General features: G+C 57.6%; 14 protein-coding genes and 1 pseudogene. 8 read left to right on the top strand and 7 right to left on the bottom strand.

Translation table 11 applies throughout. The features are described 5' to 3' along the window. The first annotated feature begins 11 nt into the window (after positions 1-11). Positions 12-932, top strand: coding sequence for a glutarate dioxygenase GlaH (gene glaH, locus L0U82_RS36160; RefSeq protein ID WP_233838572.1), 921 nt, complete (start codon positions 12-14; stop codon positions 930-932). 422 nt (positions 933-1354) lie between these two features. Here the strand turns inward: glaH and L0U82_RS36165 are convergent. Next, positions 1355-1507 (bottom strand): annotated as a pseudogene (locus L0U82_RS36165) (IS110 family transposase); the annotation flags it as partial. Between the two features lie 384 nt (positions 1508-1891). Then, positions 1892-2809 carry a LysR substrate-binding domain-containing protein gene (locus tag L0U82_RS36170; RefSeq protein WP_233838574.1) on the bottom strand — a complete coding sequence of 306 codons (918 nt, stop codon included), beginning with the start codon at positions 2807-2809 and terminating at the stop codon, positions 1892-1894. Between the two features lie 341 nt (positions 2810-3150). On the opposite strand from L0U82_RS36170, the gene L0U82_RS36175 reads away from it, so the two are divergent. The 6 genes from L0U82_RS36175 (at position 3151) to L0U82_RS36200 (ending at position 10218) form a co-directional block, all read left to right on the top strand. After that, complete coding sequence (locus L0U82_RS36175; RefSeq protein ID WP_233838576.1) at positions 3151-3759, top strand: VOC family protein; 609 nt, start codon at positions 3151-3153, stop codon at positions 3757-3759. A 48-nt stretch (positions 3760-3807) separates the two neighbouring features. Then, positions 3808-4869, top strand: coding sequence for a PDR/VanB family oxidoreductase (locus tag L0U82_RS36180; protein ID WP_326489793.1), 1062 nt, complete (start codon positions 3808-3810; stop codon positions 4867-4869). A 30-nt stretch (positions 4870-4899) separates the two neighbouring features. Further along, on the top strand, positions 4900-5805 hold the full coding sequence (locus L0U82_RS36185) for an alpha/beta fold hydrolase (RefSeq protein ID WP_233838578.1): 906 nt from the start codon (positions 4900-4902) through the stop codon (positions 5803-5805). 38 nt (positions 5806-5843) lie between these two features. Then, positions 5844-6923, top strand: a complete 1080-nt coding sequence (locus tag L0U82_RS36190) for an aromatic ring-hydroxylating dioxygenase subunit alpha (protein ID WP_233838580.1) — start codon at positions 5844-5846, stop codon at positions 6921-6923. A gap of 153 nt (positions 6924-7076) precedes the next feature. After that, entirely contained in the window at positions 7077-8921 is a 1845-nt protein-coding gene (locus tag L0U82_RS36195) for a sulfatase-like hydrolase/transferase (protein ID WP_233838581.1), read from the top strand. Between the two features lie 196 nt (positions 8922-9117). Beyond that, a complete protein-coding gene (locus L0U82_RS36200) occupies positions 9118-10218 on the top strand; it encodes a porin (protein WP_233838583.1) in 1101 nt (366 codons plus the stop codon). Between the two features lie 187 nt (positions 10219-10405). On the opposite strand, the gene leuD is transcribed toward L0U82_RS36200, so the two are convergent. The 4 genes from leuD to L0U82_RS36220 form a co-directional block, all read right to left on the bottom strand. Continuing rightward, positions 10406-11038, bottom strand: coding sequence for a 3-isopropylmalate dehydratase small subunit (leuD, locus tag L0U82_RS36205; RefSeq protein ID WP_233838584.1), 633 nt, complete (start codon positions 11036-11038; stop codon positions 10406-10408). Between the two features lie 2 nt (positions 11039-11040). Further along, the gene (leuC, locus tag L0U82_RS36210; protein ID WP_233838586.1) at positions 11041-12465 is read right to left on the bottom strand and encodes a 3-isopropylmalate dehydratase large subunit; all 1425 of its coding nucleotides are present in this window, start codon (positions 12463-12465) and stop codon (positions 11041-11043) included. Positions 12466-12502: 37 nt separating this feature from the next. Next, positions 12503-13669 carry a CaiB/BaiF CoA transferase family protein gene (locus L0U82_RS36215; protein ID WP_233838588.1) on the bottom strand — a complete coding sequence of 389 codons (1167 nt, stop codon included), beginning with the start codon at positions 13667-13669 and terminating at the stop codon, positions 12503-12505. 419 nt (positions 13670-14088) lie between these two features. Beyond that, positions 14089-14895 carry a citryl-CoA lyase gene (locus L0U82_RS36220; protein ID WP_233838590.1) on the bottom strand — a complete coding sequence of 269 codons (807 nt, stop codon included), beginning with the start codon at positions 14893-14895 and terminating at the stop codon, positions 14089-14091. A gap of 780 nt (positions 14896-15675) precedes the next feature. Between L0U82_RS36220 and L0U82_RS36225 the strand changes: the two genes are divergently transcribed. Then, complete coding sequence (locus L0U82_RS36225) at positions 15676-16563, top strand: reverse transcriptase domain-containing protein (protein ID WP_442793717.1); 888 nt, start codon at positions 15676-15678, stop codon at positions 16561-16563. Between the two features lie 63 nt (positions 16564-16626). On the opposite strand, the gene L0U82_RS36230 is transcribed toward L0U82_RS36225, so the two are convergent. Next, complete coding sequence (locus L0U82_RS36230; RefSeq protein WP_233838591.1) at positions 16627-17454, bottom strand: helix-turn-helix transcriptional regulator; 828 nt, start codon at positions 17452-17454, stop codon at positions 16627-16629. Position 17455: the final 1 nt, after the last annotated feature.

Raw genomic sequence — 17455 nt, forward strand, 5'->3', positions numbered from 1 at the left:
TGGAGAAAAAGATGAATACATCTGTCGCAATGAGTTTCACCCACGATCTTTTCAGCGTCAATCCTCATCCGCAGCACGACAGGCTTCGCAAGATGGACCTTGACGTAAGCGCGCTCGGAAGCTTCTTCGAAGCGGTGAGGCACCTCAATGTACAGAATCTTGAATATGTACCGCTTACGCGATTCCTTCTGGCCTACGAACTGGACCGTGCACTCGGAGGTAATTTCGGGTTGGCAATCCGTCGGATTGCGCGAGATCGCATGAGTGGCGGCTTCACCGTCGGGTTGCAAAAAGTTACATCCAACAGTGATGACCTGGTAAAGTTCGGGACCGCTGTGGGTCATCTGCTCGGACCGAGCAACTACGACGCGATGTCTGGCACGTTTTACGCCCGCTTTCTAGTCAAGCATACCGACGCGAGCGACTCGTATCTGCGTCAGGCCTATCGGCCGCTCACCTTACATACCGACGGCACCTATGTCGAGGAAGAGACGCATTGGTTGCTGATGATGAAGTTTGAGGAGACCAACGCGACCGGGGGGGAGTCGCGCCTCATGCATCTTGACGACTGGAAGGAACGCGACGAGTTTGCCTTTCACGGGATGGGGGGTTTGCCCTTTGTCTACAAAGCACCAAGTTCGAAGAATGTAAGCGTGCCTGTCGAGCGTCCTATTTTTTTTCACTCCGAATTCGGTCTGTCAATGTCCTATATTGACCAGTTCATACAGCCTCGGTCCATACACGAAGCACGTTTTTTAAATGACATGTCCCACTCGATGGAGAAGTCGACTGCTACGAGAGAGGTGAGTTTGCCGGTCGGTGATTTGGTTATTGTTAATAACTATTTCTGGTTGCATGGTAGGGCTCCTTTTGAAAAGCATTCGGAATTGCACCGCGAATTGATGCGCCTGCGTGGGACTTTTGTGAAATAACAGTTCTAACAGGCTTCCGATTACATCCTGATCCAGGCACGCTGGTCGCAATTGGACCACGGAATGACTTTTCGAACCTAGGCGGCGTTAGCTTGCCTTATTCTGATCAGGCGCTTCACCGGGAGCAGTCAGGTTGCGAACCTCGAAGTGTTGTTTAAGGCGGCGAACACGGTCGAGATGTAGTCGCCTTACTACTGTCCGTGCGTTCGCGAGCGGCGCGTCAGCGGACGGCTTGAAGAGTTGAGGAACAACATCGCGCTTGTCGAGCGCAGGCGATCGAATGCACTGAATGAATTCGAAGGATGTGGTGCGAATTTTTTTGCCCAGTAGTTCGGCCAAGAAGCGAGGTTCGATGCTTCTGGCCAGATCTTCGACAATCCGTGACAGAAGCGAGTGAAGTCACTCACGTTGATCTTCGGGGGCGGCATCGAACGGGCCGCCTCGGTGATGTTTGCGGCGTCGCGGGCGTCGGTCTGGGCTTCACCGGCATGCAGGTGGGCAGTGCGGCGCATCGCCGGTCCGGGCAGAAAGGCAACCAGGACGCTTTCACCTCGGGCGACAGCCACCGGCAATGCGTCAGAGATAATGCGGTCCCGGTGGCCGAGGTCGAGCGTGACGGCGTTCCAGCAATGGAGTTCGACCACATATCCCGACCAGCATTGCCGTGGAGCGCAATGCGCGAGGCGACCCGCTCTTCAGACTGGTGCCGGACGAGGCCGGTTGGCGCTCTTCCCAAAACAAGCCGTGGCAAGCGGATTCACATCGTCGTACCTCTGACGCAACCGCAGCGCTGGGACGAGACGAAAAATTCGCTCGAGCTGTGGCGTGTCGCATCGCGAGTGTGAGACCGAACCGCGTTTCGGCGGCGTCAGAGCCTGAAGTGCAGAGAGTGCGAAGTGCGCTCGCGCCAAAACAATGGGGTAGAAGTGACCGCTTCGTGCTCGAACGAAGCAACCCGCTTAACGAGACGCCTGACGCCGACGGGCACCTTTACGACCGTTCGCTTCCTCCGTCATATTGCGAACGATGGCGGCGAAGTGGCGGGCTGCCGCACTGCGCGTTTCGTTGCGTCGCCATAGGAAGCCCGGCGTACGCACCGGTGTGGGGCTTTCCAGGGGAATGGCACGTACATCGTCGCGCTGAATCGCATGCTCGGATACGATCGTCGCGATCGAAGTCGAACTTACCAGTTCGATCATCGGCGCAATGGCGCTCATTTCCGCAACCACGACCGGGTCTGCGTTGGCCATTCGAAAGCATTCATCGATCACTGCGCGCGTGGTGAATGTTTTCGACAGAAGCACGACCTTTTGCAGATGGAGTTCCACCATTCGCACGAAACGACGCCGCGCAAAGGGATGGCGGGTACTTACAGCGAGCACCATTTCTTCGTTATACAAGGGTTCGAAACGAAGCGCATCGAGATTGCGCGGTTGATAGGCAACGCCGAAGTCCAGCTCGCCATCGATCAGGTTTTGTGCGATATCGTCGCCTGACAATTCCCTCACACTCACCCTGACTGACGGATGCTGCTCGAGAAAAATCGATACGCAATTCGGGATGATCCGCATATTGAAAGTATGCGTGGCGCCCATCCGGATCTCTCCCGTCAGGATATCGGCGCTCTTTCTGATCGTCCATACCCCTTCGTCGACCTCTCGAAGCGCGTTGCGGATATGTTCAAGAAAGAGCGCACCCGCCTCGGTTATCAGCACGCGCTTGCCGGAACGATCGAACAGGCGGCATCCCAGTTCGTCTTCGAGTTGCTTGATCTGATGAGAGAGGGTCGACTGCGTCACGTGGACCTTTTCCGCAGCCTGGGTGAAGTTGAGCTGCTCGGCGAGAGCGGTGAAGTAACGAAGATGTCTCAGTTCCATATGTTCTTCAGTCCATCGTTTTTATCTGCTATTGATGCAACGAATGATCGATAGAAGCCATCTGATATTTTTTCGCGATTGTCCTTCACATACATCAGAAAGTAAACGACATACCCAGCCGGCCGAGCAACGGACCAAGCGGCGCGTGATCGCGTTAACCCTTGCTCCCTTCGTGTCGTACTGTTCCGGGTTTGTTGCGCAATGCCGTCCGCTTCATCCATCTATCGATCACATCGATCAATTTCGCATTCAAAAAACCATTTCACTCATCGCAACCCTGCGCGTAACCTTGCCTCAATCCCGGCTCACCGTTCTTTCGTAACACCAAATAGGAGACGACCATGCAGGTCAAGGAAACACTCGAGGAGTACACCGCACAGAGCGCGCAGCGTCGCGCGCGCAGTCGCGTGGGCAAGCTTCATCATCACGCGTATATGGCGCGTGACATGGCGGCGACACGCCACTTCTACGAGGACATCCTCGAGCTACCTCTGGTGGGGACGTGGGTCGAGCGCGTCAACCCCGTGACGGGAAAGCCGGACAATTACGTGCATACCTTTTTTGAGTTGGGCGACGGCAGTTGCCTCGCTTTCTTTCAATTCAAATCCCCCGAGGCAAGCCTGGAACAATCCGTCAACCGGTTCCAGAACGTGAATCCGTTCTCGCATCATATCGCGCTGACCGTTGGCGGCATGGAGACGGTTCAGTACTTCAAGAAAAAACTGGCCGACGAGGGCATCTCCGCGTTTGAGACGGATCATGGCTACTGCTATTCGATCTATTTCCACGACCCGAATGGGATGCAGGTCGAGCTGACCACGCTTGTACCGGTGACAGGCAAGTTGATGCAGGAAGCGGAACGGACGGCGCACGCAATGCTCGACGCCTGGCTTAACGAAGATGACGTTGCAACCAACAACACCACTCGGGGTGCTGGCTGGGTAAGCTGACTCCGGGTTGTCCTGCAAGTCCGACGCGTATGCCGCGAATCTGGTGCCGTGACTGTTCCTGAAGCGGCTATGCCGCCGGGGCTATTCGTGCCGTCCGCGGGCAAATGCGTCATTTCATCAGACAGTCAGTGTAGAGACAATCGTATGACCGCGGGAACACTCTTTGTCAGGGTGGCAAGTAAGCGTCTTGAAGCCACCGATATCTATTCATTCGAACTTGTGCGACCGGGAGGCGAGCCGTTGCCCAGGTTTTCACCCGGCGCTCACATCGACGTTTTCGTGCCGGGCGGTCCGATCCGGCAGTACTCGTTGTGCAACGACGCCGCCGAGACCCATCGATATGTGATTGGCGTGTTGCGCGACCCGGCCTCGCGCGGTGGATCGCAGGCGATGCACGAATCCGTGAACGAAGGCGATGTCATCAGCATCGGCGAGCCGCGCAACAATTTCACGCTTCGCCTGGGCGCCGCTCATAGCGTGTTGATCGCGGGCGGTATCGGAATTACGCCTCTGTTGTGCATGGCGAGGCACCTGGCAAGCATCGGCGCATCGTTCGAATTGCACTACTTCTGCCGTTCGCGGTCGCGGGCAGCTTTTCAGGTCGCGTTATCGTCGCCGCCGTTTGACGGACGTGCGCACCTTCACGTGAGCGAGTCCAGTGGAAGCAGCAACGAGGCGATCACGCATCTGCTTGCGAACTTGAGCATGGACGCGCAATTGTATGTGTGCGGTCCCGAGGGATTCATCGAGAAGACACTGCTTGCGGCGCGCGAGCGAGGCTGGGCGGAAGACGATGTGCATATCGAGCGGTTTGCGCCAGTCTCGCATACCGATAGCGACAGTGAGCCATTCGATCTCCATCTCGCGCGCACCGGCACGACGGTTCACGTGCCTTCGGGTGTAAGCGCCGCCCAGGCGCTCGCGCAAGCGGGTATCGAGATAGCGCTGTCGTGTGAGCAGGGCGTGTGTGGTACGTGCGTCACTCGCGTGCTCGGAGGAATACCGGATCACCGCGACATGTTTCTGCTTCCGGAAGAACAGGCGCAAAACGACCGGTTCACGCCGTGTTGCTCTCGGGCACGGTCGGCATCGCTGATCGTGGATCTATAAATTCCCGACCTGAATAAAGCGGGCATCTTCATGCAAACAGTTTCGACGCCGAATATGACCACCACGGTCGTGGCTGGTGACCCTTACGGCGCCCGGCATATCGTCACGTCCAGCGACGGATGCCAGCTTGCCTACTGGGTGGGAGGGGTCCCCGATGGCATACCGGTGGTGCTGCTTCACGGCTTTTCATTCGATCACACGATCTGGCTACGCCAATGGTGCGACCCCGTTTTGCAGCGACAATGCCGTCTGATCGTGCCAGATCTGCGCGGTCATGGGCAATCCGGGCGCCCGGCGCACGCGTCGAGTTATGCACAGGGCCGTGCCTGGGCAGACGATCTCGCGGCGCTCATCGATGCGTGTTCGATCGGGCGTGCCGTGGTGGTGGCGTGGTCCTACGCGGGCCGGATGATCAACGACTTCATCCGTCATTACGGTTGCTCGCGCTTGAGCGGCGTCAATTACGTCGCGGCCGCCACACTTGCCGTGCCCGCGGCGATCGGTCCCGGTCACGCGTGGCTCGCCGATATGTGCGCGCACGAGGCCTCGGTGGCGAGCGCCGCCGAACGGGCGCTTGTACACGCGGCGCTGGGACCCGGCGCAAGCGAAGAGGACCTGGCGGCGATGCTGCGCGTCGTGCGCCAGACTACGCCCGAAACGCGACGCTGGCTGCGTGAGCGCGTGCTGGACTACGACGAACTTCTCGCGACCCTGGCAGTGCCCGCACTGGTCACTCACGGTGAGCTTGATCCGATTGTGTTGCCCTGTCTCACCGGACGGCTTGCGAGCGTGCTGCCCGACGTCGAAGTATCGCTTTATCCGCATACCGGCCATGCGCCTTTTATCGATCAACCCGCGCGCTTCAATCACGAGCTTGCCGCTTTTGCGCGACGAGTGTGGAAAGACCCATCAGCGAGTGTCGGGGAGACCGGCTGATTACCCGTTTTGACGAGATTCATACAGGAGACAAACAGATGTATCCCTTCAAGGATGACGATTGCGATTACGCGCGCGGACAATGGTATGTCGCCGCCTGGAGCGACGAAGTGTCACGAACACCACTCGAGCGCTGGATCCTTGGCGAGCCTGTCGTGCTTTATCGCACCGAAACGGGTCTGCCGGTCGCATTGGACGGCCGCTGCCCGCACCGCAATTTCCCGATGTCAAAGGGTGTGTTGCGCGGCGACGACCTCGAGTGTGGCTATCACGGCATCACCTTCGCGCCGGACGGCACATGTGTTCGTATTCCGTCGCAGGCGGCCATTCCGTCGGGCTGCAAACTGCGCGCCTATCCGTTGATCGAAAAATGGAAGCTGCTGTGGATCTGGACCGGCGAACCCGACAAGGCCGATCCCGCGCTCATTCCCGATCATGAGGAAATTCGGCTGGAAAAGGAAGGCTGGCTCGCCACGCAGGGATTCACGGTGATGTTGAATTCGCGCTACCAACTGCTCAACGAGAACCTGATGGACATTTCCCATCTGAGCTATCTCCATGCCGGCACGATTGGCACGCAGGCCGTTGCCGGTACGGACGTGCAGATCATCGATGGTCCGCGTTTTCTGCGCGGAACGCGCCGGATTTCGAATGATTCGATTACGGGTTTCTTCGCTGAAGTCCTCGGATACAACGGAAACATCGACCGCGAAGTCCTGATCGACTACTACGCCCCGGGTCTGCACGTAGCTTGGGAAATTTTCATGAAGCCCGGCACGATCGGAACTCTCGACACGCTCGGCACTGACGGAAATCCGAATGTTCTCGGTATGTATCGTGTTCATCACATGGTCACGCCTGCCACGCGTGACAAGACGAATTACTTCATCGCCTATTCGCGCACATTCGCTCGTGACGATACCTCCGTCACTGACACCATGACGTCGGTGTTCACGTCGGTGATCATGCAGGACGTCGAGGCCTCTGAAGCCATCGAACAACTGCTGGCGAAGCGCGAGGCCGCGCCGACAGAGCTATTGCTCAGAGCGGACGGTCATTCTGTTCGTGGGCGCCGCAAGCTCGAAGCATTGATGCAGCAGGAACGGGCGCAGGCCTGACTAGTCGCGGCAAACCGCTCTCCGACGAGGGCTGATAACCGATCTTGTCGGGATCGGAACCGCAGCGGCGGTATTCGCAATCGATGCGGCGAGCGAACACCACTTAGCCAGAGAGCCGTGGGAAAACAGAAAACATATAGGAGACAGGCTGTCATGCAGGATACTGATAACGGACCGATCGGGGACAGCGCTAGCGACGATACCCAATCGCGGCGTAACTTTCTGAAATTGGCCGGGGCGACGATCATTGCAAACGGAATGATCAGGCCGTCGACTGCAAACGCAGTCGAGGATGCGGCAACTACCACCGCGTCCACCGGCGCAGCGGTGAAAAGAGCACCGTCGGTCGCGCCGGCCGGCTACAACATCCTTTTCATTCTGACCGACCAGGAACGCTATTTCAATGAATGGCCTTTTCCCGTTCCCGGCCGTGAGGAGCTGAAGCGCAGCGGCATCACGTTTACGAATCACCAGATAGCGTCGTGCGTTTGCTCTCCGTCCCGATCAACGATCTACACAGGGCAGCACATTCAACATACCGGCGTATTCGACAATGCAAATCTGCCATGGCAGCCGGATTTGTCGACGAACATCCGGACCATCGGCCATATGCTGACTGACGCAGGGTACTACACGGCTTATCTCGGCAAGTGGCATCTCGGTGGGAACATGGAGAAGACTGAGAGTCAGTACACAGCTCCTGTCTTTGACTATAACAAGACCATGAAGCAGTATGGCTTTAACGATTATTTCGGCGTTGGTGATCTTATCGGATATGCCCGCGGAGGATATGACTACGACGGCATTACGACGGAGTCGGCGGTAAGCTGGATGCGGAGTAAGGGAGTCGAATTGCAGCGTCAGAAGAAACCGTGGTTTCTGGCGGTTAATCTCGTCAACCCGCATGATGCGATGTTTGTTAACACGGACCCACTTGGGTCGAATTTGCAGAACACGCCCAAACCGTTTCTTGTCAATCGTAGACCTCCCAACGACGGCATTTATAGCGCCAACTGGGGAAATGTACCGCTTGCCAACTCGATCCGCCAACCTTTCGATGAAAAAGGACGTCCGCCGGCACACGGGACTTTCATCAAGGCGCACGGCGATATCGTGGGTGCCTTTCCATTTACCGACGAAAGAATCCGGGTATATCAGAACTACTATTTCAACTGTATTCGCGACTGCGACGAACAGGTCACCCGCCTTTTGCGGACACTGGATTCGCTCGGCCTGACGGAAAATACCATCGTTGTTTTTACTTCAGACCACGGCGATCACGTGGGGGCACACCAGATGATCGGAAAGGGCGCAAGCACGTATCGCCAGCAGAACCACGTGCCGTTCATCATCCGTCATCCGGCCTATCCGGGTGGAACGAAATGCGAGGCGCTTACTTCACACGTGGACATTGCGCCGACGCTGGTCGGTCTCACCGGCCTGGATCCGATCAGCGTATCGCGCATCGCGGGCTCCGCGGTGGTGGGAACCAACGTTGTCCCACTTCTGACGGATGCTCCGACCGCGAAAATTGATGCGATCCGCGAGACCGCGTTGTTCAACTACGCAATGTTTGTTTACTACGACAGTGAATGGCTTCATGGGGAACTCAAGGCGCTGGAAGATCGGGGCCTGTCGCCGGACGAACTGCATCAGAAAATGCGGGAGTTGACGCTCGACTTCCAGTTGCGCGGTGCGATCCGCAGTGTGTTCGATGGATGCTATCGATTTAGCCGTTACTTTTCCCTGTTGAATTTCAACCAGCCAGCAACGCTCGAAGCTCTTTTCAAAAATAACGATATCGAGCTTTTTGACCTTCAACGTGATCCAGACGAGATGAAAAATCTCGCGCTTTCTCCTCGTCAAAACGGTGAGCTGTTGCTGGCTATGAACGCGAAACTCAACCGGGCTATCGAGAAGGAAGTAGGGGACGATTCCATCGACTGGATGCCGATTCGAGACGGCAAGGTGCAATTTCAGTTCCGCAAGCGAACGTGAAAGAAACATACGTCCCGCTGTGACTCGAGCGGCGGACGTGACGAGCTGTGTGTGCTGACCGGATGGTGCGCGAGGAATCTCGTTTTCCCGCGCCTTCCAGACTCCCTCTGTAATAGCCAGGTTGTATTTCCGACGAAAACCTCGTTTTCGCCGTTTCTATCGGTTCCGGATACATATTATTAAAGCAGGGCACCCAATGAATATAAAATACAAAAAAGTCGCAAAAAGGTTTGGATTATTTCTCGCATTGGCGGTTCCGGAGCTGGCGTGCGCTCAATCCGGTATAACGTTATATGGTCTTGCGCAAACTGCGGTCGATTTTACGCACTTTTCGTCGGCGCCCAAAAGTCCGGGTAAATCGGCGACTTACTTGACAAACGAGTCGTCGTTTTTCGGGCTGCAAGGCAAGGAGGACCTGGGCAACGAGGTATCGGCGATTTTCAAGCTGGAGAGCTGGTTCAGTCTTGCCAACGGATCGCTGATCGTTCCCAATACGCTGTTCCCACGGGAAGCCTATGTAGGGCTTTCGAGCAAAACACTCGGCACGTTGATGCTCGGCAGTATTTATACGCCGGCGCTGTGGCTGTCTTTTAGTGTCGATCCGTATGGCCGGGCCAATAACGGAGCGATCTACAATCTGATGCAGCAGGTCCCACCACGAAATACGATCCGAGGATTTATTCCGACACAGAATAACGCAATTGAGTATATTTCACCATTGATTGCGGGTGCGATAACAGCTCGGGTCATGTTTGCGCCAAGCGGCCAGACGGGCGACCAGAGCAGGCTAGGACAGATGTTTTCTTCGTCACTGGCCTACGATAAGAAGCCGTTATATGCGGGATTCAGCTACGAGCGCAGTTACGTCAATGCTTCGTCATTGGGCGTAAGTGCAAACCCGCGCTCGAACACGACCATGACGATGGGTGTGGCTTATACGTTTCCGTGGTTCAAGGCGAGTGGCTACCTGTTGAAGAATCAACTCAGTGGATTCAACGATGTCAATGGATATATGGTCGGACTCACTATCCCGGTTGGCACGTCAAGAATCGTGAGTTCGTACAGCGCACGCCAGATGACGCACGATCATGATACGAAGGCCAGTGTATTTGCCATCGGATATTTTTATCCGCTGTCGAAGCGAACCATACTGTTTACGTCGTTTGCGCAACTGCACAACGGAGCATCGACATCGTTCGGGTTATGGCCGAGCGAGACGATTTATAACCCCCAAGGGCTACCGGTGGGCGGTCAGAATATTCGAAGCGTGGAGGTCGGAATGGCGCACTATTTCTGATTGGTAGGCGTCGGGCCTTACGCGGACATCAAGATTCGCACGTAAAAAATCGAGTCGGAAGTCCGCGAGTGTGATTGAGTCGAACTGCCGGGATCAGAGCCCGGCAGCGGTAACTCCAGCAGATCATTCGGTTATGTCGACCTACAATTGCCGCGTCTGAACGACAACGAATGCCAGCGGAAATGGCCTACAACCATGGGTGCCTGTTCAGATGCACACTTTCGAATCGGGCTATTTCGTCCGCATGGGCGAGAGTGGCCCCGACTTCCTCAATGCCCCGAAGCAGGCGCTCCTTCAGCGACGGCGCAATATCGAAGTACATGTCGACGCCTTCTGGCGTGCGCAGTGTTTGAGCCCGGAGATCGACGGTCAGACGATATGATTCGGACGTTTCGATCGAGTGGAGGAGACGTTCGATATCGGCATCGGACAGCGCTACCGGCAGCAGACCGTTCTTGCAGCAGTTGTTATGGAATATGTCGGCAAAACTGCGGGCAATCAAGGCACGAAACCCTGCCTGCCGAAGCGCCCAAACCGCATGTTCACGCGAGCTTCCACAGCCGAAATTCCGGCCCGAGAGCAATATCGACGCCCCTTGGTAGCGCGGCAGATTAAGCATGAAGCAAGGATTCGGTACGCGTGCTTCGGGCGGCTTGCCGTAATAGCCGGCATCCTTAAAGCGCCATTCGTCGAATACATACGGGCCCAAACCGATACGCGAGGTCGTTTTCATGAATTGCTTGGGCATGATCGCGTCGGTATCGACGTTGTCGCGATTGAGCGGAACAACGAGCCCCTCGTGGGTGATGAAAGGTTCCATGATCAATCGATGCTCCCAAGGCCATATTGCCGAACGTCGACGAAATGGCCGGCGACGGCCGCCGCCGCTGCCATGGCGGGGCTCACAAGGTGCGATCGCCCGCCCGCGCCTTGCCGCCCCTCGAAGTTCCGGTTCGACGTCGACGCCACACGTTCGCCTGGTTCGAGTCGATCCGGATTCATGCCGAGGCACATCGAGCAACCGGCTTCGCGCCACTCGAATCCGGCATTGACGAAGACGCGATCAAGCCGTTCATGTTCGGCTTGCCGCTTCACCGCACTCGATCCCGGCACTGCCATCGCGAGCCGGATATTGGATGCGATGGGCCTGTCCAGGCGTCGCAACACGTCGGCGGCGGCTCGTAAATCTTCGATCCGGCCATTGGTGCACGACCCGATGAATATCTTGTCCACGGCGATATCGGTTATTTTTCTGCCGGGTTGAAGATCCATGTATCGCAATGCCTGTTCATATCCGGCCCGTCGGGCCGGGTCATCGACGGCGGCCGGATCGGGCACGCATGCCGTCACGTCCGCCACCATCTCCGGCGAGGTGCCCCAAGTCACCTGAGGTACGATCGCTGAGGCTTCCATGACGATCTCAGCATCAAACTGTGCGTCGACGTCCGAGTGCAGCGTGCGCCAAGCCTCGCAGGCTCGTTCCCAGTCGGTGCCTTTGGGTGCGAGCGCGCGTTCGCGGCAATACCTCAGCGTCGTGTCGTCTACCGCGACCAAGCCCGCTCTCGCGCCAGCTTCGATTGACATGTTGCACAGCGTCATGCGCCCCTCCATCGATAGTGAGTCGATCACGGCGCCCGCGAATTCAATCGCGTAGCCCGTTGCTCCGGCCGTGCCGATACGTCCAATGAACGCGAGCGCAACATCCTTTGCGCTACTGCCGAAGGGAATCGCACCGTTGATCGTTACGCGCATCGTCTTGCTGCGATGGGTGAGCAATGTTTGAGTTGCAAGGACGTGTTCGATCTCCGACGCGCCGATGCCGAACGCCAGTGCGCCCAGCGCGCCATGCGTGCTGGTATGGGAATCGCCGCACACAATCGTCATGCCGGGCAATGTGACGCCTGATTCGGGCCCGACGACATGGACGATGCCCTGGCGCGGATCGTTCATGCCGAAGTGCCGAATCCGGTTCAGGTCGCAGTTCTCGCGAAGCGTTTCGACCTGGATCCGGGCGACCGTTTCGGCAATGCCAGCGGCCCGATCGGTCGTCGGCACGTTGTGATCGGCAACGGCCAAATTCGAACCGGGTCGCCAAACCCGCCTGCCTTCCAGACGAAGCGACTCGAACGCCTGCGGGCTCGTTACCTCGTTCACGAGATGACGGTCGATGTAAAGCAGCGTGGTTCCGTCCGATTCGCACCGAACCGTATGGGCGTCAAAGATTCTGTCGTAAAGCGTGCGGCTCATTTCGTAGCTGGATTCCGGTGTGTAACGGCCGCTGGCTTCAGGTCGGTTCGACCAGGCGTTTTGCTTGCAGCTGCCTGCGGATCGGGCCAAGGACCTCTTCGTCATGCTCGCCGAGCGTTGGAGGAGGCACGACGTCCCGGGTGATCTGGCCGTCGAAGCTGACTGGCGGCCGGACGGTGCGAAATTCTCCCATCGTCCTGTGGCGGGCCGATACCAGCAGTTCGAGATGCTTCGCCTGTGGATCCTCCAGCGCCTCGCTCGAGTCGTACATGGGTGCATGCGGCACATCCTGCGATTCGAGGCGACGACACCAGTCGTCACGATCGCGCGCGGCAAAGATCTGCGACAGAATTTCAATGAGATCGGCCTGATGGGCGATACGCCCGGTGCGATCGGAAAAGCGGGGATCCTGAAACAGCGCGGGCCGCTCGATAGCCTCGGCAAGCCCTCGCCAGAACTTATCCGGCGAGGACATGTGCAGCGCGAGCCACTTTCCATCGGCGCATTTCATCACATACGATTGCGAGACACTGGGACGGGAATAGGGGCCCATAACTTCGCCAGCCGAATAGTAGTGCGTAAACGCGTCGAGGTTGAAATGCGACATCGCTTCGAGCATCGACACCTCGACCTGTCGTCCGAGCCCTGTCGCGTTGCGTTCGTGGAGTGCGCCAAGAATGCCGTACGCTGCATAGAAGCCCGTCAGCGAATCGGCGATTGCCGGCCCAACGACGCGTGGATTTTCCGGATTGATCAACAGGCCAAGAAAGCCACTTGCAGCCTGGGCGACCGAATCGTATGCAGGACGGCCAGCAGCAGGGCCTGTCGAACCGAAGCCGCTGATCGAGCAATAGATGAGGCGCGGATTGATTTTCTGAAGCCGCGCCGAGCCAGCGTTCAAGCGATCCGCGGCACCCGGACGAAAATTCTGGATATACACATCAGCATTCCGGATCAATTCGTCGAATACTTCCAGGTCCTCCGGATTCTTAGTATTCAGCGTGACGCTGCGCTTATTGCGGTTATATGTCTGATAGTGCGGACTATAAAGACCGCCTTTGAAGGCCCTGAACGGATCACCCGTGTGCGGTTGCTCGATCTTGACGACGTCGGCACCGAGGTCGCCTAGCAGCATACCCGCCGCTGGGCCGGTTATAAATGTTCCTTGTTCCAGGACGCGAACGCCATTGAGAATTTTTACCATGGTATCTATACTCCTCGGCGGCCCGGCGTTTCTGGGCCGCACCGCGGATTGATGAACTGAGAGCTTCGCGGCCAATTCGCGCGGCAGTCACGCGCGGCGGCCGGGTCCGCCTCATGCATGAATATGGCGAATTGGGAGTGCGCCAATCGCTAATGCCCCTGGAGGCGATTCATCCGGCTCGTTTCACAACGCGTACTTCTAATTGCATGCGGAATATCCAGAGAAAAACAATTCCTGCAATGCCTCGAACGTCGCAAATGCAGATGCGATTCAAAAGAGTCCGTCGGTCCCCTGCGTAGGACAGACGGCGGACATCGCTGTACATCCGGTATCGCGTCGGTAGATGAAAGAATGCGCACTGGCGCTGCATTCGGCAGAGGCAGCCGTGCAGTCAGACCGGGCACGGATATCGTCCCGCTTCAATGACCGGGAATGAATCCTTCGGGTAGTGTTCCGTCGTACTCGAATTCGCGTGTTGCCTGATACGACAGAGCGAATCCAATCGGCTTTTCAAGTTCCTCTGTGAGGTGTCCAATCAGCCCAGCTGTACGCGCAAGGATCGGTACGCCCTTCAAGGCCCGAAGCGGAAATCCGATTCCGAGCAGCACTGCTGGAATAGCGGCGGAGACATTCAGCATCAGAGCTTTACCGATAAGCGCGGGAATCACCTGTTCAATGGCCTCGGCGATCCGCACGAATGTGAGATCGATTCCAGCCTCTTTTGCGACGTTGAACAATGCCCCGACGCGTGCGTCGCGTTGCTTGTGAAGCGGATGGCCATAACCCGGAATGGTGCGCCCCGCGGCTCGATACTCGGCAACGATCTCTTTAGCGGCCTCGGTATAGTCGGAGGCGGCATTTGCTCGCGTTTGCACTTCGATAAAGAGGCGGCCCGCAGCTTCAGATGCGCCGAGAATCACCGAGCCGCAGCCGAGAATGCCTGCCGCGATAGCACCCTGCATGGCGTCGGGCGCTGCAGCAAGAGTCATTCTGCTAGCCTGAACGCTGGGAACCAGGCCATGCTCTGCAATGGCGACGAGCGTTGCATTAAGCACCGCGGTTGAAGCCTCGGTCGCCTGTTTGCCGGTGACCAGCAGGTGAAAGTAGTCGGTGAAGGAAATTTTCCCGATGAGTTCCAACGAGAGATCCTTACCTCGCACAACGATGGTTTCCGCATTCGAAGTCGAAATTGCGGTCCTCGGTACAGTTTCTTTACCGATTTTCATGAGATGTATTGAACAGCTCGAACGTTAGCCTGCATGTTGAAGGGTGATGGCAGGAAATTGAGGCACGAGTTGCAAGTCATACTCACAAGTCGAGAATTCGCAGGAACTCATGGGTGCGTCTCCGTGGCCAGATAAGGCGGGTCCGATGCTGGATCGGCTTCCGCTCTGTGCAAAAGCTTACGCCGCTTCCCCCATGAATAAAAATGGACTTTTCGGCCGCTAAATCATCGATCACATCGATTGATAACCTGCTGGGATTGGCCGGAAATCGGGGTTCCGTTTGAATTAGTGAGCACGATTAGCTCATCACTTGAAAGACGATGCCGGGGCGACGCGCCGCCAGCAGTCGCACAGTTTTCATGCGCGATCGCGGGTAGAGAAGCGTCATGAGCGTTGAGCGGCGCGTACCACACTTGTTGCGCGGTCCGGGGTATAGGCTCGCGCGCAGGTTTCTGAAAGATGCTGGGCAGCGATGACGTCGTTCGTGTGGCTATCTCAGTAATGGCAGTACGTTGCAGCTTTGGCGTACACCGCAACGGCTAGGTGCCTGTGCGAAATGCGGCTTGCCGAAACCTGTCCGTCCAAAAGACCAGAACGCTATCCTTCCGTCAATACGGCGACTGGATTGGAATCGTGAACACGCGCCGAGTTAAGCTTTGGTGGGGGTGCTCAATGGGGTCTACGAGGCCGATTTCCTAGGCTTCTCGTACGGTTTCCGCCCAAGGCGTAGTCAGCACGATTGCCCTGGATGCACTATAGACGGGGATCGCGCGCACAAACGTGAACTGGATACTGGATGCCGACATCAGTCGCTTCTTCGATACGGTGAGCCATGGATGGCTGATCAGATTCGTCGAGCACAGAATCGGCGACCAGCGTGTGCTTCGACTGATCCGTAAATGGCTGAAAGCGGGGGCGATGGAAGATGGGGTGATCGAGTCGACAGACGAGGGGACGCCGCAAGGGTCGGTCATCTCGCCCCTGTTGGCGAACATCTACCTGCACTACGTCTTCGACCTCTGGGCGAACCAGTGGCGCCAGCGCCATGCCGAGGGGAACGTCGTCATCATTCGGTACGCCGACGACATCGTTGTCGGATTCGATAAGCGCCGGGATGCCGAGCGGTTCAAGCAAACCATGCAAGCGAGACTGGAGCAATTTGGGTTGTCGGTACACCCGGAGAAAACCCGTCTGATCGAGTTCGGCCGCTTTGCGGCACAGAACCGAACCAGACGTGGTCTGGGCAAACCCGAGACGTTCAACTTCCTTGGATTCACCCACATCAGTGGTCGCGCCCGAGACGGTAAGTTCATGCTCTGGCGCAAGACCCGACGCGACAGGCTTCGAGCCGCGCTTCGGAAAATCAAAGAGGAGTTGTGGCACAGATGGCACCACTCGATTCCCGAGCAGGGGATGTGGCTACGGCAGGTAGTGCAGGGGTATTTCAACTACCACGCCGTGCCCACGAATCATCTGGTCCTGTGCGCCTTCCGGGCTCGCGTGATCGATCTCTGGCGGCGCACGCTTAGGCGGTGTAGTCAGCAGGACGACACCACCTGCACGCTGCGGAAATTGCGCTGTGAAGGTGCCCTTCTCGTCGACAGTCCTCCATGCACGGCAAAGGGACGCTCGCGGCTCCGTGGCTCGTCGAGCGGGGTCGGTGCGTGATCCGCCCGGGGTATCAGATGTCTGCGGCGCTCTGAGTGTCGGGCGGCTGAGGCTTTGCCATCCTCACGACCCTGCCGCCGTCTGCGTCTTCCACGTCTCGACCGGCAGCTTCCAGAGTGGCGGCATCTGCGAAAACGGCGGCACGGTATGGACGAGCCGCGCCAGCGCGAGGCGGCTGTCCGTGCCGATCTTGCTGAAAATGGCTTTCAGGTGCGCCTTGACCGTATCCAGACTGACGCCCATCGCAACTGCGATGGCCTCGTTGGATTTGCCTTGGGCGATCCATACGGCCACCTCCACCTGACGCTGCGTTAGCTCGGGAAACGCATAATGCAGACGGTCCGCCGCGGAGAGCTTGTCCACCGTGCACCGCTGCGCCTGGCGATACGCGCGCAGCACGTGCGCACGGTAGGCTTGCAGCCGGTCGCGTTCGGCGTCGCTATAGGGCGCGCGGCCCACGACCCGGTGGGCACTGAGGTTCAGTGCGTATTCGCCGTGCTGGATCACGACGTCCATGATGCGGCGTGCACGCGACGGCAGGAACACTTCACGCGCCATCGGCAGCGCCATGAATTCTTCGTCGGTGAAGATATCGGACTCGCGCACGGCGCGCTCGCCAAAGAAGGCCGGATCTTTCTGCCAGAAAGGATGACTGCCCGCGTGGCGCGCATACAGCTCGAAGGCCTCCTTGCGCCGGGCGGGATCGTCCTCGACCGATAGCAACGCTCTCAACTCCCCGCTGCGGTGGTGCACCTCCGTCCAGCCGACCACGTCGGAATCGGTCAGCCGGGCCACGCCCTCGAACAAGATGCCCGGCAGCGTAATCAGGTCAGGTTCTGCTTCGTAGAGTCGGACGATTTCATGCAAGAGGGCGGGGTCGTCGGTGTGCATA

Origin of the sequence: Paraburkholderia sp. ZP32-5 (genome assembly GCF_021390495.1) — a bacterium.
GTDB lineage: Bacteria > Pseudomonadota > Gammaproteobacteria > Burkholderiales > Burkholderiaceae > Paraburkholderia.

Coding starts and splice junctions, on each gene's coding strand:
- glaH (WP_233838572.1), top strand. CDS start 12: ATGAATACATCTGTCGCAATGAGTTTCACCCACGATCTTTTCAGCGTC.
- L0U82_RS36170 (WP_233838574.1), bottom strand. CDS start 2,809: ATGGAACTGAGACATCTTCGTTACTTCACCGCTCTCGCCGAGCAGCTC.
- L0U82_RS36175 (WP_233838576.1), top strand. CDS start 3,151: ATGCAGGTCAAGGAAACACTCGAGGAGTACACCGCACAGAGCGCGCAG.
- L0U82_RS36185 (WP_233838578.1), top strand. CDS start 4,900: ATGCAAACAGTTTCGACGCCGAATATGACCACCACGGTCGTGGCTGGT.
- L0U82_RS36190 (WP_233838580.1), top strand. CDS start 5,844: ATGTATCCCTTCAAGGATGACGATTGCGATTACGCGCGCGGACAATGG.
- L0U82_RS36195 (WP_233838581.1), top strand. CDS start 7,077: ATGCAGGATACTGATAACGGACCGATCGGGGACAGCGCTAGCGACGAT.
- L0U82_RS36200 (WP_233838583.1), top strand. CDS start 9,118: ATGAATATAAAATACAAAAAAGTCGCAAAAAGGTTTGGATTATTTCTC.
- leuD (WP_233838584.1), bottom strand. CDS start 11,038: ATGGAACCTTTCATCACCCACGAGGGGCTCGTTGTTCCGCTCAATCGC.
- leuC (WP_233838586.1), bottom strand. CDS start 12,465: ATGAGCCGCACGCTTTACGACAGAATCTTTGACGCCCATACGGTTCGG.
- L0U82_RS36215 (WP_233838588.1), bottom strand. CDS start 13,669: ATGGTAAAAATTCTCAATGGCGTTCGCGTCCTGGAACAAGGAACATTT.
- L0U82_RS36220 (WP_233838590.1), bottom strand. CDS start 14,895: ATGAAAATCGGTAAAGAAACTGTACCGAGGACCGCAATTTCGACTTCG.
- L0U82_RS36230 (WP_233838591.1), bottom strand. CDS start 17,454: ATGCACACCGACGACCCCGCCCTCTTGCATGAAATCGTCCGACTCTAC.